At 62.0% G+C, this 20,141-nt stretch carries 29 protein-coding genes and 1 pseudogene; 18 read left to right on the top strand and 12 right to left on the bottom strand.

Annotated features, from left to right (window positions below):
* Positions 1 to 39: 39 nt before the first annotated feature.
* The 3 genes from E6B08_RS13430 to E6B08_RS13420 all read left to right on the top strand — a co-directional run bounded on the left by E6B08_RS13430 (position 40) and on the right by E6B08_RS13420 (position 1,610).
* On the top strand, positions 40 to 555 hold the full coding sequence (locus E6B08_RS13430) for a DUF3016 domain-containing protein (RefSeq protein WP_136914460.1): 516 nt from the start codon (positions 40 to 42) through the stop codon (positions 553 to 555).
* A gap of 72 nt (positions 556 to 627) precedes the next feature.
* Complete coding sequence (locus tag E6B08_RS13425; protein WP_136914459.1) at positions 628 to 1,368, top strand: carbon-nitrogen hydrolase family protein; 741 nt, start codon at positions 628 to 630, stop codon at positions 1,366 to 1,368.
* Positions 1,368 to 1,610, top strand: a complete 243-nt coding sequence (locus E6B08_RS13420) for a hypothetical protein (protein ID WP_136914458.1) — start codon at positions 1,368 to 1,370, stop codon at positions 1,608 to 1,610. The genes E6B08_RS13425 and E6B08_RS13420 overlap by 1 nt, the downstream gene beginning before the upstream one ends.
* Here the strand turns inward: E6B08_RS13420 and E6B08_RS13415 are convergent.
* Positions 1,607 to 2,107, bottom strand: coding sequence for a methylated-DNA--[protein]-cysteine S-methyltransferase (locus tag E6B08_RS13415; protein WP_136914457.1), 501 nt, complete (start codon positions 2,105 to 2,107; stop codon positions 1,607 to 1,609). The genes E6B08_RS13420 and E6B08_RS13415 overlap by 4 nt on opposite strands.
* Before the next feature lie 170 nt (positions 2,108 to 2,277).
* On the opposite strand from E6B08_RS13415, the gene E6B08_RS30840 reads away from it, so the two are divergent.
* The 5 genes from E6B08_RS30840 to E6B08_RS13395 all read left to right on the top strand — a co-directional run bounded on the left by E6B08_RS30840 (position 2,278) and on the right by E6B08_RS13395 (position 4,444).
* The gene (locus E6B08_RS30840) at positions 2,278 to 2,448 is read left to right on the top strand and encodes a hypothetical protein (protein ID WP_192938661.1); all 171 of its coding nucleotides are present in this window, start codon (positions 2,278 to 2,280) and stop codon (positions 2,446 to 2,448) included.
* An 87-nt stretch (positions 2,449 to 2,535) separates the two neighbouring features.
* Positions 2,536 to 2,787: a hypothetical protein gene (locus E6B08_RS13410; RefSeq protein WP_136914456.1), complete on the top strand. Its 252-nt coding sequence runs from the start codon at positions 2,536 to 2,538 to the stop codon at positions 2,785 to 2,787.
* Between the two features lie 167 nt (positions 2,788 to 2,954).
* The gene (locus tag E6B08_RS13405) at positions 2,955 to 3,146 is read left to right on the top strand and encodes a hypothetical protein (RefSeq protein WP_136914455.1); all 192 of its coding nucleotides are present in this window, start codon (positions 2,955 to 2,957) and stop codon (positions 3,144 to 3,146) included.
* Positions 3,147 to 3,233: 87 nt separating this feature from the next.
* Entirely contained in the window at positions 3,234 to 3,596 is a 363-nt protein-coding gene (gene osmE, locus E6B08_RS13400; protein WP_136914454.1) for an osmotically-inducible lipoprotein OsmE, read from the top strand.
* A gap of 167 nt (positions 3,597 to 3,763) precedes the next feature.
* Positions 3,764 to 4,444, top strand: coding sequence for a hypothetical protein (locus E6B08_RS13395; RefSeq protein WP_136914453.1), 681 nt, complete (start codon positions 3,764 to 3,766; stop codon positions 4,442 to 4,444).
* 722 nt (positions 4,445 to 5,166) lie between these two features.
* Here the strand turns inward: E6B08_RS13395 and E6B08_RS13390 are convergent.
* The 5 genes from E6B08_RS13390 to E6B08_RS13370 all read right to left on the bottom strand — a co-directional run bounded on the left by E6B08_RS13390 (position 5,167) and on the right by E6B08_RS13370 (position 6,971).
* A complete protein-coding gene (locus tag E6B08_RS13390) occupies positions 5,167 to 5,475 on the bottom strand; it encodes a hypothetical protein (RefSeq protein WP_136914452.1) in 309 nt (102 codons plus the stop codon).
* 115 nt (positions 5,476 to 5,590) lie between these two features.
* Entirely contained in the window at positions 5,591 to 5,773 is a 183-nt protein-coding gene (locus tag E6B08_RS13385) for a hypothetical protein (RefSeq protein ID WP_136914451.1), read from the bottom strand.
* 106 nt (positions 5,774 to 5,879) lie between these two features.
* A complete protein-coding gene (locus tag E6B08_RS13380) occupies positions 5,880 to 6,209 on the bottom strand; it encodes a hypothetical protein (protein ID WP_136914450.1) in 330 nt (109 codons plus the stop codon).
* Positions 6,210 to 6,299: 90 nt separating this feature from the next.
* Entirely contained in the window at positions 6,300 to 6,554 is a 255-nt protein-coding gene (locus E6B08_RS13375; RefSeq protein ID WP_136914449.1) for a hypothetical protein, read from the bottom strand.
* 123 nt (positions 6,555 to 6,677) lie between these two features.
* The gene (locus E6B08_RS13370) at positions 6,678 to 6,971 is read right to left on the bottom strand and encodes a hypothetical protein (RefSeq protein ID WP_136914448.1); all 294 of its coding nucleotides are present in this window, start codon (positions 6,969 to 6,971) and stop codon (positions 6,678 to 6,680) included.
* A gap of 109 nt (positions 6,972 to 7,080) precedes the next feature.
* On the opposite strand from E6B08_RS13370, the gene E6B08_RS13365 reads away from it, so the two are divergent.
* The 3 genes from E6B08_RS13365 (at position 7,081) to E6B08_RS13355 (ending at position 8,612) form a co-directional block, all read left to right on the top strand.
* On the top strand, positions 7,081 to 7,743 hold the full coding sequence (locus E6B08_RS13365) for an SOS response-associated peptidase family protein (RefSeq protein ID WP_136914447.1): 663 nt from the start codon (positions 7,081 to 7,083) through the stop codon (positions 7,741 to 7,743).
* Between the two features lie 123 nt (positions 7,744 to 7,866).
* The gene (locus tag E6B08_RS13360; protein ID WP_192938660.1) at positions 7,867 to 8,148 is read left to right on the top strand and encodes a hypothetical protein; all 282 of its coding nucleotides are present in this window, start codon (positions 7,867 to 7,869) and stop codon (positions 8,146 to 8,148) included.
* 191 nt (positions 8,149 to 8,339) lie between these two features.
* Positions 8,340 to 8,612, top strand: coding sequence for a hypothetical protein (locus tag E6B08_RS13355; RefSeq protein WP_136914445.1), 273 nt, complete (start codon positions 8,340 to 8,342; stop codon positions 8,610 to 8,612).
* A gap of 32 nt (positions 8,613 to 8,644) precedes the next feature.
* Here E6B08_RS13355 and E6B08_RS13350 read toward each other — a convergent pair whose 3' ends face one another.
* The gene (locus tag E6B08_RS13350; RefSeq protein ID WP_136914444.1) at positions 8,645 to 8,827 is read right to left on the bottom strand and encodes a hypothetical protein; all 183 of its coding nucleotides are present in this window, start codon (positions 8,825 to 8,827) and stop codon (positions 8,645 to 8,647) included.
* Between the two features lie 31 nt (positions 8,828 to 8,858).
* The gene (locus E6B08_RS13345; protein ID WP_136914443.1) at positions 8,859 to 9,056 is read right to left on the bottom strand and encodes a hypothetical protein; all 198 of its coding nucleotides are present in this window, start codon (positions 9,054 to 9,056) and stop codon (positions 8,859 to 8,861) included.
* Between the two features lie 93 nt (positions 9,057 to 9,149).
* Between E6B08_RS13345 and E6B08_RS13340 the strand changes: the two genes are divergently transcribed.
* The 4 genes from E6B08_RS13340 (at position 9,150) to E6B08_RS13320 (ending at position 14,635) form a co-directional block, all read left to right on the top strand.
* A complete protein-coding gene (locus tag E6B08_RS13340; RefSeq protein WP_136914442.1) occupies positions 9,150 to 11,108 on the top strand; it encodes a WD40 repeat domain-containing protein in 1,959 nt (652 codons plus the stop codon).
* 59 nt (positions 11,109 to 11,167) lie between these two features.
* Positions 11,168 to 11,404: a hypothetical protein gene (locus E6B08_RS13335; protein ID WP_136914441.1), complete on the top strand. Its 237-nt coding sequence runs from the start codon at positions 11,168 to 11,170 to the stop codon at positions 11,402 to 11,404.
* Positions 11,405 to 11,639: 235 nt separating this feature from the next.
* Entirely contained in the window at positions 11,640 to 13,226 is a 1,587-nt protein-coding gene (locus tag E6B08_RS13325) for an ABC-F family ATPase (RefSeq protein ID WP_136914439.1), read from the top strand.
* Positions 13,227 to 13,393: 167 nt separating this feature from the next.
* A complete protein-coding gene (locus E6B08_RS13320) occupies positions 13,394 to 14,635 on the top strand; it encodes an MFS transporter (RefSeq protein ID WP_265411753.1) in 1,242 nt (413 codons plus the stop codon).
* On the opposite strand, the gene E6B08_RS13315 is transcribed toward E6B08_RS13320, so the two are convergent.
* On the bottom strand, positions 14,615 to 15,643 hold the full coding sequence (locus tag E6B08_RS13315) for an alpha/beta hydrolase family protein (RefSeq protein ID WP_136914437.1): 1,029 nt from the start codon (positions 15,641 to 15,643) through the stop codon (positions 14,615 to 14,617). The two genes, E6B08_RS13320 and E6B08_RS13315, sit on opposite strands and share 21 nt — an antisense overlap.
* Before the next feature lie 114 nt (positions 15,644 to 15,757).
* Complete coding sequence (locus tag E6B08_RS13310) at positions 15,758 to 16,369, bottom strand: FMN-dependent NADH-azoreductase (protein ID WP_136914436.1); 612 nt, start codon at positions 16,367 to 16,369, stop codon at positions 15,758 to 15,760.
* A gap of 133 nt (positions 16,370 to 16,502) precedes the next feature.
* Between E6B08_RS13310 and E6B08_RS13305 the strand changes: the two genes are divergently transcribed.
* Complete coding sequence (locus E6B08_RS13305; protein WP_136914435.1) at positions 16,503 to 17,405, top strand: LysR substrate-binding domain-containing protein; 903 nt, start codon at positions 16,503 to 16,505, stop codon at positions 17,403 to 17,405.
* A complete protein-coding gene (locus E6B08_RS13300) occupies positions 17,398 to 17,757 on the top strand; it encodes an MmcQ/YjbR family DNA-binding protein (RefSeq protein ID WP_136914434.1) in 360 nt (119 codons plus the stop codon). Before E6B08_RS13305 ends, E6B08_RS13300 begins: the two co-directional genes overlap by 8 nt.
* On the opposite strand, the gene E6B08_RS13295 is transcribed toward E6B08_RS13300, so the two are convergent.
* Positions 17,758 to 18,204 carry a DUF1294 domain-containing protein gene (locus E6B08_RS13295; protein ID WP_136914433.1) on the bottom strand — a complete coding sequence of 149 codons (447 nt, stop codon included), beginning with the start codon at positions 18,202 to 18,204 and terminating at the stop codon, positions 17,758 to 17,760. It abuts the gene before it with no gap.
* A 2-nt stretch (positions 18,205 to 18,206) separates the two neighbouring features.
* Positions 18,207 to 19,037, bottom strand: a complete 831-nt coding sequence (locus E6B08_RS13290) for an undecaprenyl-diphosphate phosphatase (protein WP_136914432.1) — start codon at positions 19,035 to 19,037, stop codon at positions 18,207 to 18,209.
* A gap of 264 nt (positions 19,038 to 19,301) precedes the next feature.
* Here E6B08_RS13290 and E6B08_RS31520 point away from each other — a divergent pair.
* Positions 19,302 to 20,102 (top strand): annotated as a pseudogene (locus tag E6B08_RS31520) (cache domain-containing protein); the annotation flags it as partial.
* Positions 20,103 to 20,141 lie beyond the last annotated feature (39 nt).

Here is a 20,141-nt window from a genome sequence, read left to right as displayed (position 1 = left end):
GTAAAATGATCGAACACACAGCCAGCCCGGAGGTGCATCATGCGTACATCCCTTGTGTATGCCGTGCTCGTGGCATTGGCAATGGACAGCATGGCACAAGCCGCCCCCAGCGGGCAGGTCGAGGTCCGTTTCGACCATCCGGAAAAATTCCGCGACGCCAGCCTCGACAGTGCTGGCTACGAGCGCGGCGCCGATGCGTATGTGATGAAAACCCTGACCGAGTACCTGCAGAAGCTGGGTCAGCGTTACCTGCAACCCGGCCAGCACCTGGCCATCGATATCCGCGACATCGACCTGGCCGGCCGTTATGAACCCTGGCACGCCAATGCCTACGATGTACGCTACATGCGCGACATCACCTGGCCGACCATCGACCTCACCTACACCTTGAGCCAGCCGGGCAAGCCCGACCGGCAGGCCCAAGAGCGGGTCAGCGACAAGATGTACCTGAGCCGCCCTGGCCGCGCGGCGAGCAGCAGCGACCGCCTGTATGCCGAGAAGGCCATGCTCGATGACTGGTTCCGCCAACGCTTCGCGGATCGTCCGACGTCTTGACATCCGTGCTGGTACTGGTGAAGCCAGCGGTAGTATGCTCGCTGTTCGATCGGACCAGGGATGGGCACCACCATGAAGCTATGCGCCGTGCAATTGGCTGCATACAAGGGCGACCTGCAGCGCAATCTCGAGCGGCACCTGTACTGCATCGATCAGGCTGCAGCACAGGGCGCAGGGCTGGTGGTGTTTCCCGAGTTGTCACTGACAGGCTACGAGCCTGCACTGGCGCGTCAGGTGGCATTGCCGCTGTCGTCGTCCCGGCTCGATCCCTTGCAGGCGGCCTGCGACCGCCATGGCATCACGGTGGCCGTCGGCCTGCCATTGCCCACCCCCGACGGCATTCGCATCGGCATGCCGATCCTAAGTCCCGGCGCGCCGCGCCTGGAGTACGCCAAGCAACGCCTGCACGCCGATGAGTTGCCGTTCTTCAGCCCGGCAAGCCAGCCGGTGGTGTTCGGGGCCGGTGTGCACCGCATCGCCCCCGCCATCTGCTACGAGTCGATGTTCATCGAGCACTCTGCCCAGGCGCAGGCGCTGGGCGCGGATATCTACCTGGTGAGCGTGGCCAAGACCGCAAAAGGCCTGCGCGAGGGTTATGAGCACTACCCTGAGGTTGCACGTACCCTGGGCATGAGCGTGCTGATGGCCAACTGCGTCGGGGCCTCGGACTGCTTCATCGGTGCTGGCGGCTCTGCGGCCTGGGACAGCCAGGGCCGCATGCTGGCGGCACTTGACGAGCACAGCCAGGGCCTGGTGCTGTTCGACACCATCAGCGCCAGCGCTGTCACCCTGCCGCTGGATGGCCTGTCTTGATGAAGTACCTGCTGTTGGCATTTGCCAGCTATGCCTCGACCTACTACTTCGTGGGTTTGTTGATCCGGGGCCAGTTGGCGAACATCGCCGAAGGTCTGCGCCACCGTCCCGATGCCCCGCCACCAGGGCAGTACCTGCGTGAAGTACGTGACCATGCGCAGCGTGCCCACCGGCACTACACGCTGATGGCCGGCTCGTTGCTCGCTGTGGTGGTGTGCCTGGTCGCTGCCTGGATCAGCTAGAAGGCCAAGGCCAGGCTCTGACGCCCTTCCAACGCCAACAGATACTGCTTGGCCGGCAAGCCACCGGCAAAGCCGGTCAACCCGCCACTGGCGCCGATCACGCGATGGCATGGGGTAATGATCGAGATCGGATTGCGACCATTGGCAGCCCCTACCGCACGCACGGCGCTGGGGTTGCCGATCTGTCGGGCGATGTCGCTGTAGCTGCGGGTTTCGCCAAACGGAATGGTCAACAGCGCCGCCCATACCTGACGCTGGAACTCGGTACCGGCGAAGTCCAGCGGCAAGTCGAAGTGCTGGCGGCTGCCGGCAAAGTACTCGCCTAGCTGACAAGCCGCCTGCAGCAACACCGGATTGGCGTCATCACGGTGCAACTCGCCCAGGCGCACGCGGTTTTCCCGCTCTTCTTCCCACAGTACGGCCGCCAGGCAATCACCACGGGCAACCAAGGTCAGGGTGCCGACCGGAGATTGCATAAAAGAATAGGCACTGGACATGCGCAGGCTCCTGCGAAGATGGCGTTGTCGGCACTGTACGCATCCGCCAGCCACCACGCATCCGCTTTCTTGCGCCACCAACTGGCGGGCCCAGGCCCGAAAAAGTGAATCCCGTGCTTAACCAGCCAGTCAAGAAATAGGAATGCAGGCAATCTCACGAGGTGATAGCCATGACCATCGAAGCAGAGACTCTCGCTCAATTGACCCAGGCATTGCGGGTACGCGGCATGAAACGAGTCGCCGACATCCGTTTCATCCGCGCCCCCTACCGCTGCAACCACCGCTGGGTCTGCAGCGTGCAAAACCTGCGCACCGACGGGCGGTATATGGCGGGTTCATGACGCAATCGATTGCCACCCCATGAGTGAACTTGCTGGTTTACGCCAGCCTGGCTAATACTAAAGTCTCTGCCTGGGGAGGCACGAAACATGCAATCAAGATTCGTTATCGTTCCGGCCGTGCCGATCGAAAAGGAGTCTTTTCGCATCGGTAGCCGCTATTACGCGGCAACCGTATGCGGCGGCTTCGACATCTATGACAACCACGCCAAGGAACGCCTGAAACCCAGTTACCCCAACAAGGCCGAAGCCGAGCAGCACTGCTTGCGCATGAATGCCGAGGCGCCGGTGGTTGAGGGCGGGCTGGAATTTCCCTTCAAGGCGGCGTTTCCGAGCGGTTGACAGCAGCGACGGTGCGCGAGTGGCTTGCCGGCAGTCCAGCCGGCACGGCCATGATTTTTCGATGTTTTGGAACGTTTTCCAATCCCGCATAACCAATAGGTCTTATGCCCCCGCCCGGCTCGAACCGGTACAAGGGACAAGGACACTATTCCAGGGAGTGGAAAACGATGAGCGTCACGCTCAAATGTCTCGAATGCGATGCCACAGACATCGTCAAACCGGTGCGTCCGCACAAGAAATCCATTGTTACCTGCCGATCTTGTGGCGCCATCGCCATTTATGCCGAGGTACTGGAAGCGACCGGTCAGCGTCTGATGGCCGAACTCCAGCAAAAACTCTCGTCACTGAAGGTGGGTTGACTCGTCCCGATTGCCAGCGTCATTCGCGAGGCCTTTAATGATCAGGGGGCCAGTGTTCATGACCTAGGCAACAACGGGAGCACGCCCATGAAAACCCTTCCTCTCACGCTGGCCGCTCTGCTTTTCGCCAGTGCAGGCTGTACCACCAACGCTTCGCGTTACCACGATCAGCCGCTGGTTTCACGCGTCGAAACTGGCATGAACCAGGCGCAGGTCATGCAGATCGGCGGCCCTCCGCTCGGTCAGTCCGCACGCAGTGAAGGCCCGGGCACTTGTTTCGACTACCAGTTCACCAGTGCCAACGAGCACCAGCCCTACAGCGTGAGTTTCGACGCTGCGGGGAAGGTCGAGCAGAAGAGTTTCATGACTTGTGCGCAAGCGGGCCAGGCGGTGCAAAGGAGTCGCGAGCGTGCTAGTAGCATGGGGGGCATGGGGGGATCGGGATACTAGTTGGTCGAAAAAAGCACGGGGTCGGGTTTGTGGGAAAACTCGCCGCCAAGGCGGGTTTTATCCTGGACTTTCGCAGCCAGGGCCTGATGCCTTAAAAAAGGAAGCGTCCTACAGACTGGGCAAAGCTGCGGGCTGTATGAACCCCATACAGACATAGGAGCTTTGTCATGGTCAGCAAGGATCTCAGCCAACTTTCGGTAGATGGCGTGATGTGCATCAGTTTGAACGAGCGGGAGGACCGCCGGAATCTCCTGGCAACACAATTCGCCGAGGCCGGCATCAAAATTGAATTCATGCTGGTCGATCCCGACCCCCACAACCCCGAGCGAGGATGCTTCGAGTCGCACATAAAGTGCGCATGTCTTGCACTTGAACGAGGTTATCGAAACACCTTGGTCCTGGAGGACGACGCCACGCTGGTCGCCTTCCCGTGCGCCAGGATCCAGCAGATCAACCGCTTTATCGCGAGCGACAATCCGGAGCTGTTTTTTCTTGGCGCAACGCTTGGCAAGGTATGGCTCACTTGGCATCGTGGAATTGCCAGGTACAGGGCCAAGGGCACGTTCGCCTATATCTTGTCGGAAGGCGGATGTAGGAAGCTCATCGGTCACGCGCCGTACTCCGGCACTGCGATCGATAAGGTACTGTCGAAAACCTTCAAAGCCTATGGCGTGTTTCCGATGATCTGCCAGCATCAACCGGAATGCCTGGCCAAGAGCGACATCCTTCAATTTCGATCAGCTGGCGACACTGGTGCCGAAGCGGACTTCTGGCAGTCGAACTGGAGGCGTCAATACCATCAGGTCGTGCGCAATCTCGGGAAGACCATATTGTGTCGCGACCTATGAATTAATAAGGTTCTTCACGGATTGGTGGGGGCTTGGCTTGGCTTGGCATTGAGATTGGGAACGGTCCATACATCTTGGGAAAAGTAGGCAAAACCGCTTGCTCCTGCATCCGGCCCTCCGCTGCGCTACGGGTCCCCTCGCTACGGCGCCTTCCGGGCCCGCGCGGCCTACGACTTGCTCCGCAAGTCTACATCTCGCGCCTTCGGCTACGCCGAAGGGTGCTGCGCACCTGGCCCTACTGGCGCCTACGCTCGGCCTCCTGACGTCGCGAAGTTAGGGGCGGCGCCTGCACTGGCGTTATCTTCGAAAGACAGAACGCGCCAGCCGCTCCAGCACGAAGCGAAGGTAAACCGCGAGAGCGCAGCGATTCGCCTGCCGTTGCTCTTGCTCTTGATCTTGATCTACCCGCGACCTCAGGAGGCCGAGCGTAGGCGGCTGGAGGGCCAGGTGCGAAGCACCCTCCGGCGTAGCCGGAGGCGCGAGATGTAGACTTGCGGAGCAAGTCGTAGGCCGCGCGGGCCCGCAAGCCGCCGAAGCGAGGGAACCCCGAAGCGCAGCGTAGGGGCCGTATGTGGGAGCAAGCGGTTTTGCGCTCCTTTGTCCAAGAACAAAGGAGCCCGCCGTAAAGGCGGAAGGGGCCAGTAGCGCCGCTACACTCCTCGGATCAACCACCCAACCTCAATGCCAAGCCAAGCCCCCCACGACAATCCATGAAAAAACAATCAAGAAGCGCTGAACTTGACCTTGGCAACCCGGCTCAGTGCCCACCCCGCGAACACATAGAAAGTGTCCAGGTAAAACAGGCCTTCATAGTTGGGCAAGGACTGCCCTTTTACCAGTAACTCCGGCGTTGGCGGGAACAGCGCATGGACGCCATTGGGCAAGACCGCGAGTGCCAGCAACAACAGGTAGGTCACCACCCGCAGCAGGTTCGACCGGGTAAGCGAGCGATCAGCCCATTTCAGGCCGAAATCGGCGATGACCCCGGCTGCAGGCAATACCCAAAAATGCGTCGGGATGCCAATGAACATTTCTGCCACGATACTTCTGGTTTCCACTCGCAGGCCTCCGCGCAAAGAGCTGAATTATCGCGAGTGGGACTGGCGAATGCAAAATTTGCGCAGCCGCAGGTACTGACCGCCGACTTCAGACCCTGCGACGACGAGACCAGAAACCGCTTGCGAGCAGGATGATGCCCGGCACCAGCAGCCCGACTGCGGTGTAGCCGAATGCCGGCTGGCCAGATGCGCCTATCGCGGCGAATGCAGCACCAACGGCGACCAGCGGTGCGCCTACGAAAATGAATGGGGTCTTGGCTTTCTTGGCCATCTTGGGTCCTCCTTGAAGAAGGCACATTAAATCACATTCATCGCGGTGTCTGCTTCGCGGGTAAACCCGCTCCTACAAGGTTTGTAGGTGTTCTCGTGGGCGCGTTTCAGTCGAGGCATTCCCGCGCTGCCGTGCGCAGCTTGTCCGAGGACAAGAAGCTGCCCTTGTAGAAGGTCGCCCGGCTACCGTCGTGATACGCCACTACCTCCAACACCTCGTCAGACGTCACCGAACTCGGTGCGGTAATGCGGTAGCCATGGGAAATCGATTTCTGCGTGGTCTGCGGCGCCACGGCTTGCCACTTGGGCATTACGCACGCAGCGTAGGCCTCGGGAGATTTGTTGGTGGTTTTACTTCCGGTTGGTTTTCCAGGTGTCGCGCAACCTGCAATGAACGCGATCAGAACCGAGCAACTGAGAATACGAAATATAGGCATTTGAAGTTTATCCATATGAGCTGATGGATTCTACCAATTGCCGCGAAACCGCACTAACCCACCAAGGTAGAACGGTTCGGTTATTTGCTGTCATGAATGACTGTTGAACCCGATATGGCTGAGCGCATAGAGCAAATACGCCGATTGGCCAGTGATGATTGGCAGTTCGATGGCTTCTCGTCGCTGCCTGTCGAGAATGCCCCGCAACCCCTCTGCCACGGTGTGACAAGCCGGGTTGAAGTTACCTTGCGCCTCATAGATACCGCATACCGGACACTTGACCGAGCAGCCGGATGATTCATTCTTTAGAAGTAACGCTTCATTGCCACAGATGAAACAGTCCATTCGGTCTCCTTTCGAGCACGTGGATTGTTATTTAGGCATAGTCGACACCCTGGGCACTTTCCACCCCCTGCTCCCGCGCCAATACAACCTCCTCAAGTTCAAGTTGCGGCAGACGGTTGCCCATCATTGAGCACGGCACCACCAGGACTGCGCATACAGCACGCCGTCGATTTCCTCCATGCCGGTGATGTTCATACCGCCCTGGGCCATGCCGGTAACCCTGGCATCGAGCAGACGGGGAATGATGTCCGGCCCAGGCGTCGGGTTGTGCACCCAGGCCTGGGTGGCGATGCGGCCGAGTGCCTGGCTGTGATGGTCACCAATATGAACGTCAGCCCTCAGCGCCTGTATCTGGCCCAGGTGCCCGGATGGAATAGCCACACCTTTTACGCGGCGGCGGACAAGAAGGAAAAACATAGCGCACCAAGATACTGTATATGGATACAGTATTTCAGCATTCGGCGAGCAGAAAATCCACTACCGCGCAGCGGACTATGCTTAGTTTTTCCAGCGCAGGGACTCAGCCATGTGTGGTCGCCTGACCCAATACCGCGGCATCCATGATTTCGTCGAAACCCTGAGCATGCCCGACGCCTGGCAGAACAATGTCGGTGATGCCCAACTTGGCCGGTTCAACGTGGCGCCGAGCACGCCAGTGGCGGTGCTGCGGGTCGATGACAGCGGCCCACGAGCGGACCTGGTGAAGTGGGGATGGCGGCCACATTGGGCCATCGATCGCCCACCGCCGATCAATGCCAGGGTCGAAAAGGTTGCCCACGGTGCATTCTTCCGGGCGATCTGGCCCCATCGGGCAATCACCCCCGTGGACGGCTGGTACGAATGGGTCGATGAAGGCGGCCCGAAAAAGCAGCCCTACTACATCCGGCGCCGAGACGGTCGCCCTGCCCTTTGCGCCAGCATTGGCCAGTTTGCCGGCAACGAACACGATGGTTTCGTGATCATCACTGCCGACGCGCTGGGCGGGATGGTCGATGTGCATGATCGGCGGCCGGTTGTGCTGTCGCCGGAGTTGGCGAGGGAGTGGATGTCTTCAAGGATGGTTGCAGCGCAGGCCGAACAATTGGCGCTCAACCTGGGGGAGCCGCCGGAAGCATTCATGTGGCATCGGGTTGCAATGCCCGTTGGCAATGTGAGGAACGAGGGGCCCCGGTTGATTGAGCCGATCTGACCCTGCAGACAGCCTGTAGCGCAGCTGTTACACACCGCTTGTCTCGACTTGTGCACCGCCTCCGATCCAGGTCCACGCTTAAATATGCAACTCACACGGAGGCGTTTAACAATGACTTCAAGAATGATGAACGCTCTACTGTCCGGTGCACTGGCAGCAGCTTGCCCTTTGACGTTCGCTGATCAGCAGGAAAAGGAAAGCACGATCAGCGCCGAAGGAACTGCCTTGCCAGCCGACTCGGCCCCTGTGGCGACTGACTTGCAAAAAGCCAGTATGTCCGAGGCTGGAGATGGACAGGTTGAGAGGGTCGGAAGGACTTCTTCCGATTCAATGCATCCAAAAGGCAAAACGAAAAACCAGGTTGCCGACGACTATAAGATCAATACCTTCAGGCGTGTTTACTGAATGATTGTCGCGCCTCACGATGAGGCGGTGATCACCCCTGATTAGCCCGGCTCAGGCCGGGCTTTTTGCACCCAGCCAGGGCCTCGCCAGGATGGCCGGAGCAGAGAGGTGCTTGGCTTTGGCGGCCATATCGGTTTTCCTATTGGCCTTTTAGGCATCACCCGCCAACACGTGCGGTACAAGGACGAACCATGATCAGTTTCCTCGCCAGCCTGTTCAAACCGAAGAAAAAACCGCAGCGCAAAGCCAGGCACCAAGCTGTCAATCGCGGTACTGACTTTGCCACTGGCCAGCCTCAGCCCACCGCTCCACTCAGTACACTCGACAGCTTCGAGGCGTCACGCGGCCACGGCAGTTGCTCGCACCGCGACCACAGCCGATACGACAGCGATAGTGGCTCATCGTCGAGTGACAGCGGTTCGAGCGACAGTGGTTCAGGCGACAGCGGCGGCGGTTGCGACTGAGCGGCCGAAGTGGGCGCCAAGTGTCGCGCTCATCAGCAACGACTTGCGAGCCTGCGCAAGCGCTTGCTCAACCAGAAGCAGATGTTGGGCAGCATGAGGATGACGAACATCTCCCACAGCCCAACCTGCTCGGTGCAGTACAGCACCACGCCTAGAACGGTAATGACCAGGGTGGCCACCCCTGGCAACGTCAGCACGCTCTGCTTCTCTCTCACGTTCGCTCCATCCAACTACCGCAATCCAATGTCACCATCTGCCTGCCAGGTAGAACGCGCCACCGGTGAAACCTGTGACGAACAGCCCACGGAACACATCCATCAGAGAGCCATCGCCCACCAGGTAGGCTTCGAGCTTGGCAGCCAGGAAGAATACCGCGAAGAACAGCGCGACCCCCATGATGCGCCGCTGCAACCTGAACCTGGATTCGTTACTTCCGATCCACACTTTCTCAACTCCTTTGAGTGAAACCATCCCGGGTCCAATGGACATTGCGTCGATCTGGCACTTTGGCAACGATACCGCAAGGAAGCAATTCAAATGAAGTACGCAGGTTTCTGGAAATACGCGTTATGGGCCACTGCACTGGTCTGCAGCGGCATGGCCAGCGCCACGCCCTTGCCACAAGGCTGGCAAATCCGCCCCAGCAATGCCGAGGACATGGCAAGGGGCCTGCCATCGGCACTGCAAACACCCGAGCTGGCAAAGGACGGAAGCAGGCTCCCCGGGGTGGAGATGGTCGTGGACCTGCCCTTCAGCCAGGTACTGCCGGTGGTCGTCGACGCGTTGCGCCCGCTTGGCCCGCTGCGCGACGAGCTTGAACTCCGTTCGCTGTCGACGATGAGCGATGGCTGGGGCAGCGTGTTGTTGTCCCGGCGCCCTGAACTCGCTGCGCAACTGGTCCGCCAAGTCGACCTGCCCAAGCTGCAGGAATACGTACGCGAGGGCGCCCTGGCGGAGTCGGAGGTCCCCGAGCGCCTTGCCGATCTCGAGCGGACCCTGAGGTTCCAGTCCGGCGGTGAACGCATGGCCCCCTTGACCGAGCGCTACAAGTACTGGACCGGGAGCATCAAGCGTGACCATGGATTGCGAGGCAACAGTACGAGCATCGCCATTGCCAGTGTCAGGCAGCTTGACTCTGTCTTCGGGCGCCCCGCCACCGCGATCCACCTGACGCGCAATGACGAATTCCCCAACCCGGACAACAACTTCATCGGCCAGCTGCGCGGTCTCGCCAATTTCGATGTATTCGGGGCCCATGCCCCAAGCCGCCTGGCGCGTAACAGCGTGCCGGAGGCGATGTTCCGGCCAGTGTTCGAGGCATTGAGCCAGCTTCCCGGTGCCAACCTCCAACTTGGCCTGAGCGCGGAGCACTGGCAGGTCCCAGTCGCAACCAAGCCGCTCGCCTTGGTCCGTGAACCCAAGCTTACCCTGCCCCAGCCGAACGCCAAGGAAATCCAGGCCCAAGTGCTGCTGCCGATCAAGGCCATGGACAACTTCTTGGTCATGGCCGATGGCGGCGTCTTGCTGATACGCAGCCATCCCCAGGCCCTGATGCACTGGACACCCGCGCCGGGAAACCAGCCACAGGTGGTGTGGACGCCCTCGGACTTCTTCACCAAGGGGCTGTTGTCACGCGATCCGAGTGGGCAGTCAGCCTACCTGGCGGTCAATCGGCAGCTCGTGCGCTTCGATGTGGCTACCCAGAAACTGGCCACGCATCCCATCGTGTTCAAAAGCTCGCGCGAAGTGGACAAGTACATCGACTACTTCCACCTGGGTGACGGCGTGCCAATGGCGTACGACCACAGCTACCGGGACAAACGCGACACCTTCGACGTCTGGCAGCCAACCACTCAGCCCGCTGGCGATGGTGCCCCGTGGACCTTTGAAAAGCGCTTTGCTTCCCTGCGCCAGGACATGATCCGCGAGCCTGCCCGCGGCAACCGGCAGATCAAGCCCGTACGCTGGGACGGCGAGGTCCCCGGCTTCTGGGTCGAAGACCTCTACGGACTGGCCGAGCTCGACGCCAGGACCGGCAAGGTGCTGCGCGTGGTGCGCTTGCCGCGTCGCTTTGGCGAGGTCGATCCGCACGACGATAGCGGCATGGCACAGTGGACGCCGGAGCCCTTCGGGTCGGCAAAAGGTGGCTGGATTGGAGTCGGCTTCGTACTGATCGAAGGACAAAGACGCACCCCCGGCGTGCATGTCGTCGACATAGCCAGCGGCAAGGTGCGCTACTCGCTGACCCTGCCCGGACAGGATTCGCTTGGCACCGCGGCAGCCTCGCCCGACGGCCGGTTGCTGGCCCTGGCCACCGGCTCCCGGGACAACGCCGCCGTGCTATGGGACCTGCAAACCGGCCGCTCGCTGACCCTACGATCCGACAAGACCGGATGCAGTGACCTCAAGCAGCTGCAATGGACTCCCTCCGGGGATCTTTTGGTAGGACGCTGCTGGAACGGGCTGCTCGGCTGGGATGTGCCTTCGAACGGGTAGATCGAGACGCAGGATGCGGCTATGTTCAAAGCATTCCGGCATCGACCGAGGAGCGACCCATGAGCATCCGCAGCCTGGCGAAAAACCTTCCGGCAGACCCGAGGAACGAGGGTTGGGTGCTCGGTTGGGGCGTGTTGCGAGACCGTCACCCCTGGCATTTCGTCGACGTCTACGCCGACCAGACGACAGCGCAAGCCGAGGCCGAGCGCCGTGGTGATGGCTATGTCGTGGAGTACGGCTCGCACCGCCTGGGGTCGAAAGAGTTCATCTGTGGCGTGACACCACCTGAAGGCTGAACGCTTGCCCCCATGCAACTGCCACCTCACCTATGCGACAATACGCTCAATGTTCGGCCTCAACCCCCGCATTTATCGCCCAACAGCTCGGGCATAGCGTGCAGATGCTCTTATCGACTCATGCGCGCTGGATTAACTCGTCCAACGACTGGCAGGTGCTAGCCAAGCGCCAGATTGGTCCGAAATGGGTCCGCAGCTGCGACGAAGCCACGTAAGTTATTGATAGGTAAGCTCCTTGATCTCCACCGCTAATATCACGATGCAGTTCGGCTCCAAGCCGCTGTTCGAAAACGTTTCCGTCAAGTTCAACAACGGCAACCGCTACGGCCTGATCGGTGCCAACGGCTGCGGCAAGTCCACCTTCATGAAGATCCTCGGTGGCGACCTCGAGCCGTCCGGCGGCCAGGTCATGCTCGAGCCGAACACCCGCCTGGGTAAATTGCGCCAGGACCAGTTCGCCTACGAGCAATTCTCCGTGATCGACACCGTGATCATGGGTCATGGCCAGCTCTGGGAGGTCAAGGCCGAGCGCGATCGCATCTACTCGCTGCCGGAAATGACCGAAGAAGACGGCATGGCCGTCGCCGAGCTGGAAACCGAATTCGCCGAAATGGACGGCTACACCGCCGAGTCCCGCGCCGGTGAGCTGCTGCTGGGCCTGGGTATCCCGCTGGAACAGCACTTCGGCCCGATGAGCGAAGTCGCTCCAGGCTGGAAACTGCGCGTGCTGCTGGCCCAGGCGCTGTTCTCGGATCCGGACGTGCTGCTGCTCGACGAACCGACCAACCACCTGGACATCAACACCATTCGTTGGCTGGAAACGATTCTGACGGCGCGTAACAGCACCATGATCATCATTTCCCACGACCGGCACTTCCTCAACAGCGTCTGCACGCACATGGCCGACCTGGACTACGGCGAGCTGCGCCTGTTCCCGGGCAACTACGACGAGTACATGACCGCGGCCACCCAGTCGCGCGAACAGCTGCTGTCGGACAACGCCAAGAAGAAAGCCCAGATCGCCGAATTGCAGACCTTCGTCAGCCGCTTCTCGGCCAACGCCTCCAAGGCCAAGCAAGCGACCTCGCGCGCCAAGCAGATCGACAAGATCCAGCTGGCCGAGGTCAAGCCGTCGAGCCGCGTGAGCCCGTTCATCCGCTTCGAACAAACCAAGAAGCTGCACCGCCAGGCTGTCGTCGTCGAGAAAATGGCCAAGGCCTTCGACGACAAAGTGCTGTTCAAGGACTTCAGCTTCACCATCGAAGCGGGTGAGCGCGTGGCGATCATCGGCCCCAACGGCATCGGCAAGACCACCCTGCTGCGTACCCTGGTCGGCGAAATGACCCCGGACAAGGGCGAAGTGAAGTGGACCGACAGCGCCGAAGTGGGCTACTACGCCCAGGACCACGCCCACGACTTCGAGGACGACGTGACCCTGTTCGACTGGATGGGCCAGTGGACCAGCGGCGAACAGGTGATCCGCGGCACCCTCGGGCGCATGCTGTTCTCCAACGACGAGATTCTCAAGTCGGTGAAGGTGATTTCCGGTGGTGAGCAAGGCCGCATGCTGTTCGGCAAGCTGATCCTGCAGAAACCGAACGTGCTGGTGATGGACGAGCCGACCAACCACCTGGACATGGAATCGATCGAGGCGCTGAACCTGGCGTTGGAAAACTACCCAGGCACGCTGCTGTTCGTCAGCCACGACCGTGAATTCGTGTCGTCGCTGGCCACCCGCATCATTGAGCTGACGGCCGACGGCGTGGTGGACTTCAGCGGCACCTACGACGATTACCTGCGTAGCCAGGGCGTGTTGGTGTAAGCAATCGAGATCGCCGGCAGCCGGCTCCTACATGCCTGCGTAGGAGCCGGCTTGCCGGCGAACACGGGCAAAGCCCGTGCCATCCCCCAAGGGGCGATCAATTTCGAGCAAGAACGTCCCAGCATGTGGGACTTCCATATGAATAATTCGTTAGCCTGCTTTCATTTATCCTTCGCAGCGGCCATGATGGGGTCACGCCCAACCGCCCGCCCGCGAACGAGCCCATGACCGCGCAAGAACCCGCTCCCACCAGCAGTACCTTCGGCATCACCCGGCAAATACTCTCGATCGTCCTCTACACCTTCGTTGCGTTTCTCTGCATCGGCCTGCCGATCGCGGTGCTGCCCAGCTACGTGCACGACCAGTTGGGCTTCGGCGCTGTCATTGCCGGGGTCACGATAGGCCTGCAGTATCTCGCCACGCTGACCAGTCGCCCCTTCGCCGGACGCGTGGCCGACACGCTTGGCGGCAAGCGCGCGATCCGCTATGGGCTGCTGGGCATCGCCGGCTGCGGCGTTCTCACGCTGTTGTCCGCCTGGACCGTCGCGACCCCACAATTGAGCCTCGCGCTACTGCTGGCCGGGCGCTTGCTGCTGGGCGTGGCCCAGGGCCTGATCGGCGTCGCGACCCTGAGCTGGGGTATCAACCAGGTCGGCGCCGAGCACACCGCGCGGGTCATTTCCTGGAACGGCATCGCCTCCTATGGCGCCATCGCCATCGGTGCGCCAGTCGGCGTGCTGGCCGTGGATCATTTGAGCTTCGCGGTGCTCGGCCCGGCACTGCTGGTGATGGCCGTATTGGCCCTGTTGGCGCTGCGCAAGCGTGACGACGTGGTGGTCACCCGCGGCGAGCGCTTGCCGTTCTGGTCTGCCTTCGGCCGGGTGGCGCCGTGCGGTCTGGGCCTGACCCTGGCGTCCATCGGCTACGGCACGCTCACCACTTTTGTCACCCTCTATTACCTTGAACGTGGCTGGCAGGGCGCGGCCTTGTGCCTGAGCGCCTTTGGCCTGTGCTTCATTGTCTCGCGGCTGCTCTTCGTCAACGCGGTCAACCGCTTCGGCGGCTATAACGTAGCAATCGCCTGCATGGCCACCGAGGTATTCGGCCTTGGCCTGTTGTGGCTGGCCCCTGCTCCAGTCTGGGCGCTGGTCGGCGCTGGGCTGGCCGGATTCGGCCTGTCACTGGTGTACCCGGCGTTGGGGGTCGAGGCGATCAAACAGGTGCCTGCCAGCAGTCGTGGCGCGGGCCTGGGCGCCTATGCGGTGTTCTTCGACATGGCATTGGCCATTGCCGGCCCGGTGATGGGCGCGGTGGCCGTGCACTTGGGGTATGCCTCGATCTTTGGCGTTGCCGCCCTGCTCGCCCTGGCTGGCGTCGGCCTTTGCCTGCTACTTGCCCGACGCCGCTGAGCGCTCGGCCGGCTCCGGCGCACCTAGGGCCTGGCTGAAGAAAGTCGCGGTATCACGCTGCAACGAGTGATGGATATGTTGGCGGTCGACGCCGTCGGCATCCTTGCACAGTGCCGGCATGCGCGCGTGCTGTTCGGCATCGCAGCGGGCCATGAACACGAAGTGCCCGGCGCCGGCCAGCAGCCGGTAGTCCGGCGTCACCGGCAGCTTGCGCGCCAGCGCTTCGGCGTTGCGGTCCACCGCCACCAGTTGGTCGCTGTCACCGCTGTAGATCAGGGCCGGCACCTGCACCCCGGCCAGGGCATGGCGGCCGAACAACAAGCTCAACGGCGCCATCAGCATCACCGCTCCGACCCGTGGGTCGGCCTGGGGTGCCAATTCGCTGCGGTCGGCAATCAACACCCCATGGGTCTTGCAGGCGTCGTGATCCTCGGGCCGCTCCAGGCAGTAACGGCGCAGCCGGTCGAGGTCGGGCTGGGCGCCAGATAGGATGAGCGCCGTCTCGCCCCCAGCGGAATAGCCGATCACTCCAACCTTGCCATCGTTCAGGTACGGCCCTAGCAGGGCATCGTCACGTGCGGCGGTGATCGCTGCACTGACCTGCAACGGGCGGCCATAGAGGTTGCTCAGCGTCCCCAGGCGGCTCGGGTCGCGTGCGTTGTCGCCTGGATGGATCACCGCCACCACGACGAAACCCTCACGCGCCAGCGACGTGGCCAGGTAATGCAGGGCAAGGGGGCTGCCAGTGTTGCCATGGGACAACACCAGCAAGGGGAACTGCCCCATCGCAACCGGCGCTTCCTCGGCCACCCGCAAGGGGTAGCCATCGATGCGCTGTTCGTGGGGTTGGCCGCTGGCCGGATAGAACGCCAAGGCCTGCATGGGCCGGGCATCGACCGGATCGGCCAGGGTCATGTGGTGCAGGCCGGCCACGAATGGAGCGGCCTGGGCGTGGCCGAGCACACCGCTCAGCAGCACCAGGGCCAACAAGGTACGGGGGGCGTTCATCGGCTGGTGTCCCCGCGAGGAAGGATCAGGCCAGCATATGCCGGTCTTGAGCGGGGCAAGATGAAAACTGGATGAAAAGATCGGGGCGCGAGCGGCGCCCCTTTCAAGCGGCGATCAGGCCGCGGCGAACAGCTCGTTGGCGATCTGCGCCTGGGCCTCGTCGATGGCCTTGCTGCGCTGTTCCGGGCCATAGGCCAAGCCGTGGGCGCGGACCACTTCCAGGTCGGTGATGCCGATAAAGCCGAGGAACACCTTGAGGAAGTCCTCATGGCCGACACCGGTAGGCTGGCCAGCGTGCAGGCCGCCGGCGGTGGACACCAGCACCACTTTCTTGTCACCGCACAGCCCTTCAGGGCCGGCTTCGGTGTAGCGGAAGGTCTTGCCCGCGACGGCAACGCGGTCGATCCAGGCCTTGAGCTGGGTCGGCACGCTGAAGTTGTACATCGGCGCACCGATCACCACGGCATCGGCCGCAAGGAATTCTTCCAGGGTCTCGGCGCTGAGCTTGGCCTCGAAGGCCTGGGCGGCATCACGTACGTCTTCCGGAGTACCGGCAGCCACCAGGGTAGCGGCGGAGAAGTGGGCGATGGCATCAGCGGCCAAGTCACGGTAGACCACTTCGACGCTCGGGTCAGCGGCCTTCCAGGCCTCGACCACTTCGCGGCTCAGCTGACGGGAGGCGGAATTGTCGCCCAGGATGCTCGAATCGATATGCAACAGTTTCATGGGACTCTCCTGTGAGTGAAGACCGCGGCGGTGGGCGATCACGATGGGGAGAATCCTACCGAACCCGCTAATAGCTGATAAGACGGCAAAAATGCGTTAGTTTGTCCCATACGTAGGACAGTGGATAAAAAGTGTGCAAGACCTCAACGATCTTTTCTATTTCGCCCGCGTAGTCGAGGCCGGTGGCTTCGCCGCAGCCGGACGCCAGCTTGGCATCCCCAAGTCGCGTCTGTCCCGGCGTATCGCCGAGCTCGAAGAGCGCCTGGGCACCCGGCTGCTGCAGCGCACCACGCGCCAGCTCAAGCTCACTGCAGTGGGCGAGCGCTATCTGCACCATTGCCAGGCCATGCTCATGGAAGCCGAGGCTGCCGACGAAGTGGTGGCGAGCATGAGCAGCGAGCCGCGCGGGCGCTTGCGGGTGTCATGCCCGGTGGCGCTGGCGCACGCCTTCCTGCCGGCGGTGATCAGCCGCTTCCTCGAGCAGTACCCACTGGTGCAGCTCGACATGGTCCTGCTCAACCGCCGCGTCGACCTGATCTCCGAAGGTATCGACGTGGCCTTGCGGGTGCGCGACCTCGGCGACGAGGACCCGACCCTGGTCACCCGCCGGCTGCGCCAGGCGCAGATGCAACTGGTGGCGGCACCGGGCTTTGCCGATCATATCCGCGACCCCGCCGAACTGGCCTCGCTGCCGGTACTGGGCGCTGCCGAGGCCGATCGCCTGGTGCACCTGCGCCTGCTCGGCCCCCAGGGCCGCCAGCAGGAGATCGCCCTGGAACCGCGCCTGGCCATCGACGACTTCGTGGTGCGCAACGCCGCCGTGCGCGCCGGCCTCGGCTTCACGGCCCTGCCGAGCATGTTCTGCGAAGAGGAGCTCGAACGCGGCGAACTGGTCCGCCTGCTGCCGGAATGGTCGCTGCCGGGTGGTTACCTGCAAGCGGTGTATCCGCACCGGCGCGGCCTGCTACCCGCGGTGCGGGCATGGATCGACCACCTGGCGGTCTCGTTCGAGGCCTGTGGAGAGCGCTATGTCTGAAAGCAAGATGAACGAGCAGCAGGTGGCGGCGTTCTGCCTGAGCCTGCCCGGCGCTCGGGAAGACTACAAATGGGGCGGCATTCGGGTGTTCTCGGTGGCCGGCAACAAGATGTTCGCGGTGCTGGACCTGGCGGGAGCAGGATTGTCGTTCAAGGTGGCGGACGAGTTGTTCCTGGGCTACTGCGACCGCCCTGGCATACGCCCTGCGCCGTACCTGGCGCGGGCCCGCTGGATCAGCATGGCGCCACCCTACCCTATGGGCCGTGACGAACTGACCGACCTGCTGCAGCGCTCGCACCAGTTGGTGGTGCGGCGCCTGCCGAAGCGTTTGCAGGTCGGTTTGCTGCTGTAGTCAGCCAAGGCCGCCGAACAGTCGCTGCCACGGCAGGCGGCCGCCCAGCCACAGGAAGTCCAGCCAGAACACCTGGTGCGCCAGGACGATGCCCCAGAACACCAACTGATAGGAGAGCTTGCGGGTCTTGTGCCTGAACAGCTGCTGGGCCACCAGTGCACCCGGCCAGCCGCCCAGCAGTTCACTGGCGTGCAGGACCTTTTCCGGCGTACGCCAGGCCTGGCTGCGCGCCTGTTGCTTGTCCTGCCAGTACAGCAACAGCGTCACCAGGCTCACCAACGGATACAGCGCCAGCGGCACCCAGCCCTGCCCCGACAAGCCCATGCGCGCCGCGCCGAACAGGGGCAGCAGGCACAACGCGGCCAATGCCAGCAATTTCAGGCGTACGTTGCGCACGCCTTGTTCGCGTCCATTAGCGCGCCGCTGTGGCGCTTGCTCGCGGGCCATGCTCAGCCGTGCGCCGTGGACCAGTCGACCCAGCCGAACTGCCAGGTGGCGAGGATCAACAGGCCAAACACGATGCGATACCAGGCGAACACGGCATAGCTGTGATTGGCGATGAACTTGAGCAGGGCACGCACGGCGATCATGGCGAAGATGAACGAGGTGACGAAGCCCAGGGCGAAGACCGGAAGGTCGCTGGGTTGGAACAGGTCGCGGTACTTGTAGCCCGAATACACCGCCGCACCGACCATGGTCGGCATGGCCAGGAAGAACGAGAACTCGGTAGCGGCCTTGCGCGACAGGCCGAACAGCAAGCCGCCGATGATGGTCGAACCTGAGCGCGAAGTGCCTGGAATCATCGCCACGCACTGCACGAAGCCGATCTTCAGGGCATGGCTCCAGCGCATGTCATCGACATGGTCGACCTCTATCCGGTGCTCGCGACGCTCGGCCCAGAGCATGATGAAGCCCCCCACCACCAATGCCAGGGCAACGGTGATCGGGTTGAACAGGTACTCGTGGATCAGATCTGCGAACAACACACCGAGCACCACGGCCGGCATGAACGCCAACAGCAGGTTGCCGGTGAAACGGCGAGCAGTGGGCTGGCTGGTCAGGCCGAACACCACATCGAGGATCTTGCGTCGAAACTCCCAGACCACGGCCAGGATAGCCGCGAGCTGGATGATGATGTTGAAGGCCATGGCCCGTTCACCACCAAACCCGATCAGGTCGGCAACGATGATCTGGTGGCCGGTGCTCGAGATGGGCAGGAACTCCGTCAGCCCTTCGACCACGCCCAAGATGATTGCCTGAAAGGCGCTCCAAAAATCCATCCATTCCCCCGTTGGAGCGCTGCCTTCATGGGCAGCCCTCTAATTCTTGATTTTGCTTGTGTTTGCCACGCATGGCCCAGCGGTTTTTACAGCGACAGGTGGGACAAATGCCAGCAGAAAAGTTCACCCCACCTAAAGGTTTCATCTGACGCGGCCGAGATCCTATCAGAGCGCCCCTGCCAAGGCTTGTGTCGCCAAAGAATAGCGCCCAATAATGGCAGTTAGCCATTGGTCGAGTTTGGCGCGACGCCCAGGCATGTTTGGATGTACCTGAATAAAAAGAACAATCAGGGAGTAGTGATGATGAAGGCATTGAGGTCGATGTCGATCAGCCGCCGTTTGTGGCTGATTCTGCTGGTGGCAATTGCGATGTTGGTGGCCTTGGGCCTGTTGATGCTGCGCCAGATCCATGGCGACCTCTACCAGGCCAAGGCCGAGAAGACCCGTCATGTAGTGCAGACCGCCGCGGGCGTACTGGCCTACTACCAGGGGTTGGAGGCCGCAGGCAGCCTCAGCCGGGAAGCGGCCCAGACCCAGGCGCTGCAGGCCGTGCGCGGGCTGCGCTACGCCAAGGACGACTATTTCTGGATCAACGACCTGGGGCCCAGGATGATCATGCATCCGGCCAACCCCAAGCTCGATGGCCAGGACCTTTCGGCTATCCGCGACCCCGACGGCTTTGCCGTGTTCAACGAGATGGTCACCCTCGCCCGCAGCCAGGGCGAAGGCCCGGTGAACTACCGTTGGCCCAAGCCGGGCGCCGCCGACCCGGTACCCAAGACTTCGTACATCCAGCTGTTCAAGCCCTGGGGCTGGATCATCGGCTCGGGCGTCTACGTCGATGACGTCCAGGCAGAATTCAATCGTCAGTTGCGCGACAGCCTCCTGCTCGGGCTGGGCATCGTCCTGTTGATGGCGCTGGTGGTGATGATGATCGCCCGCAGCATCGCCCAGCCGTTGCAGCAGGCGGTGCAGGCCATGGGCAACATCGCCAGTGGCGAAAGCGACCTGAGCCGGCGCCTGGACACCCACGGCCGCGACGAACTCAGCCATCTCGGCGAGCATTTCAACCGTTTCAACGGCAAGCTCCAGGGCGTGGTCGGG

The sequence above is a fragment of the Pseudomonas putida genome (genome assembly GCF_005080685.1).
Lineage (GTDB): Bacteria > Pseudomonadota > Gammaproteobacteria > Pseudomonadales > Pseudomonadaceae > Aquipseudomonas > Aquipseudomonas putida_V.
This window is presented reverse-complemented; position numbering and strand designations above follow the sequence as displayed.

What these genes read in the sequence shown, in the direction of transcription:
- E6B08_RS13430 (WP_136914460.1), top strand. Translation starts at nt 40, where the DNA reads ATGCGTACATCCCTTGTGTATGCCGTGCTCGTGGCATTGGCAATGGAC.
- E6B08_RS13425 (WP_136914459.1), top strand. Translation starts at nt 628, where the DNA reads ATGAAGCTATGCGCCGTGCAATTGGCTGCATACAAGGGCGACCTGCAG.
- E6B08_RS13420 (WP_136914458.1), top strand. Translation starts at nt 1,368, where the DNA reads ATGAAGTACCTGCTGTTGGCATTTGCCAGCTATGCCTCGACCTACTAC.
- E6B08_RS13415 (WP_136914457.1), bottom strand. Translation starts at nt 2,107, where the DNA reads ATGTCCAGTGCCTATTCTTTTATGCAATCTCCGGTCGGCACCCTGACC.
- E6B08_RS30840 (WP_192938661.1), top strand. Translation starts at nt 2,278, where the DNA reads ATGACCATCGAAGCAGAGACTCTCGCTCAATTGACCCAGGCATTGCGG.
- E6B08_RS13410 (WP_136914456.1), top strand. Translation starts at nt 2,536, where the DNA reads ATGCAATCAAGATTCGTTATCGTTCCGGCCGTGCCGATCGAAAAGGAG.
- E6B08_RS13405 (WP_136914455.1), top strand. Translation starts at nt 2,955, where the DNA reads ATGAGCGTCACGCTCAAATGTCTCGAATGCGATGCCACAGACATCGTC.
- osmE (WP_136914454.1), top strand. Translation starts at nt 3,234, where the DNA reads ATGAAAACCCTTCCTCTCACGCTGGCCGCTCTGCTTTTCGCCAGTGCA.
- E6B08_RS13395 (WP_136914453.1), top strand. Translation starts at nt 3,764, where the DNA reads ATGGTCAGCAAGGATCTCAGCCAACTTTCGGTAGATGGCGTGATGTGC.
- E6B08_RS13390 (WP_136914452.1), bottom strand. Translation starts at nt 5,475, where the DNA reads ATGTTCATTGGCATCCCGACGCATTTTTGGGTATTGCCTGCAGCCGGG.
- E6B08_RS13385 (WP_136914451.1), bottom strand. Translation starts at nt 5,773, where the DNA reads ATGGCCAAGAAAGCCAAGACCCCATTCATTTTCGTAGGCGCACCGCTG.
- E6B08_RS13380 (WP_136914450.1), bottom strand. Translation starts at nt 6,209, where the DNA reads ATGCCTATATTTCGTATTCTCAGTTGCTCGGTTCTGATCGCGTTCATT.
- E6B08_RS13375 (WP_136914449.1), bottom strand. Translation starts at nt 6,554, where the DNA reads ATGGACTGTTTCATCTGTGGCAATGAAGCGTTACTTCTAAAGAATGAA.
- E6B08_RS13370 (WP_136914448.1), bottom strand. Translation starts at nt 6,971, where the DNA reads ATGTTTTTCCTTCTTGTCCGCCGCCGCGTAAAAGGTGTGGCTATTCCA.
- E6B08_RS13365 (WP_136914447.1), top strand. Translation starts at nt 7,081, where the DNA reads ATGTGTGGTCGCCTGACCCAATACCGCGGCATCCATGATTTCGTCGAA.
- E6B08_RS13360 (WP_192938660.1), top strand. Translation starts at nt 7,867, where the DNA reads ATGATGAACGCTCTACTGTCCGGTGCACTGGCAGCAGCTTGCCCTTTG.
- E6B08_RS13355 (WP_136914445.1), top strand. Translation starts at nt 8,340, where the DNA reads ATGATCAGTTTCCTCGCCAGCCTGTTCAAACCGAAGAAAAAACCGCAG.
- E6B08_RS13340 (WP_136914442.1), top strand. Translation starts at nt 9,150, where the DNA reads ATGAAGTACGCAGGTTTCTGGAAATACGCGTTATGGGCCACTGCACTG.
- E6B08_RS13335 (WP_136914441.1), top strand. Translation starts at nt 11,168, where the DNA reads ATGAGCATCCGCAGCCTGGCGAAAAACCTTCCGGCAGACCCGAGGAAC.
- E6B08_RS13315 (WP_136914437.1), bottom strand. Translation starts at nt 15,643, where the DNA reads ATGAACGCCCCCCGTACCTTGTTGGCCCTGGTGCTGCTGAGCGGTGTG.
- E6B08_RS13310 (WP_136914436.1), bottom strand. Translation starts at nt 16,369, where the DNA reads ATGAAACTGTTGCATATCGATTCGAGCATCCTGGGCGACAATTCCGCC.
- E6B08_RS13300 (WP_136914434.1), top strand. Translation starts at nt 17,398, where the DNA reads ATGTCTGAAAGCAAGATGAACGAGCAGCAGGTGGCGGCGTTCTGCCTG.
- E6B08_RS13295 (WP_136914433.1), bottom strand. Translation starts at nt 18,204, where the DNA reads ATGGCCCGCGAGCAAGCGCCACAGCGGCGCGCTAATGGACGCGAACAA.
- E6B08_RS13290 (WP_136914432.1), bottom strand. Translation starts at nt 19,037, where the DNA reads ATGGATTTTTGGAGCGCCTTTCAGGCAATCATCTTGGGCGTGGTCGAA.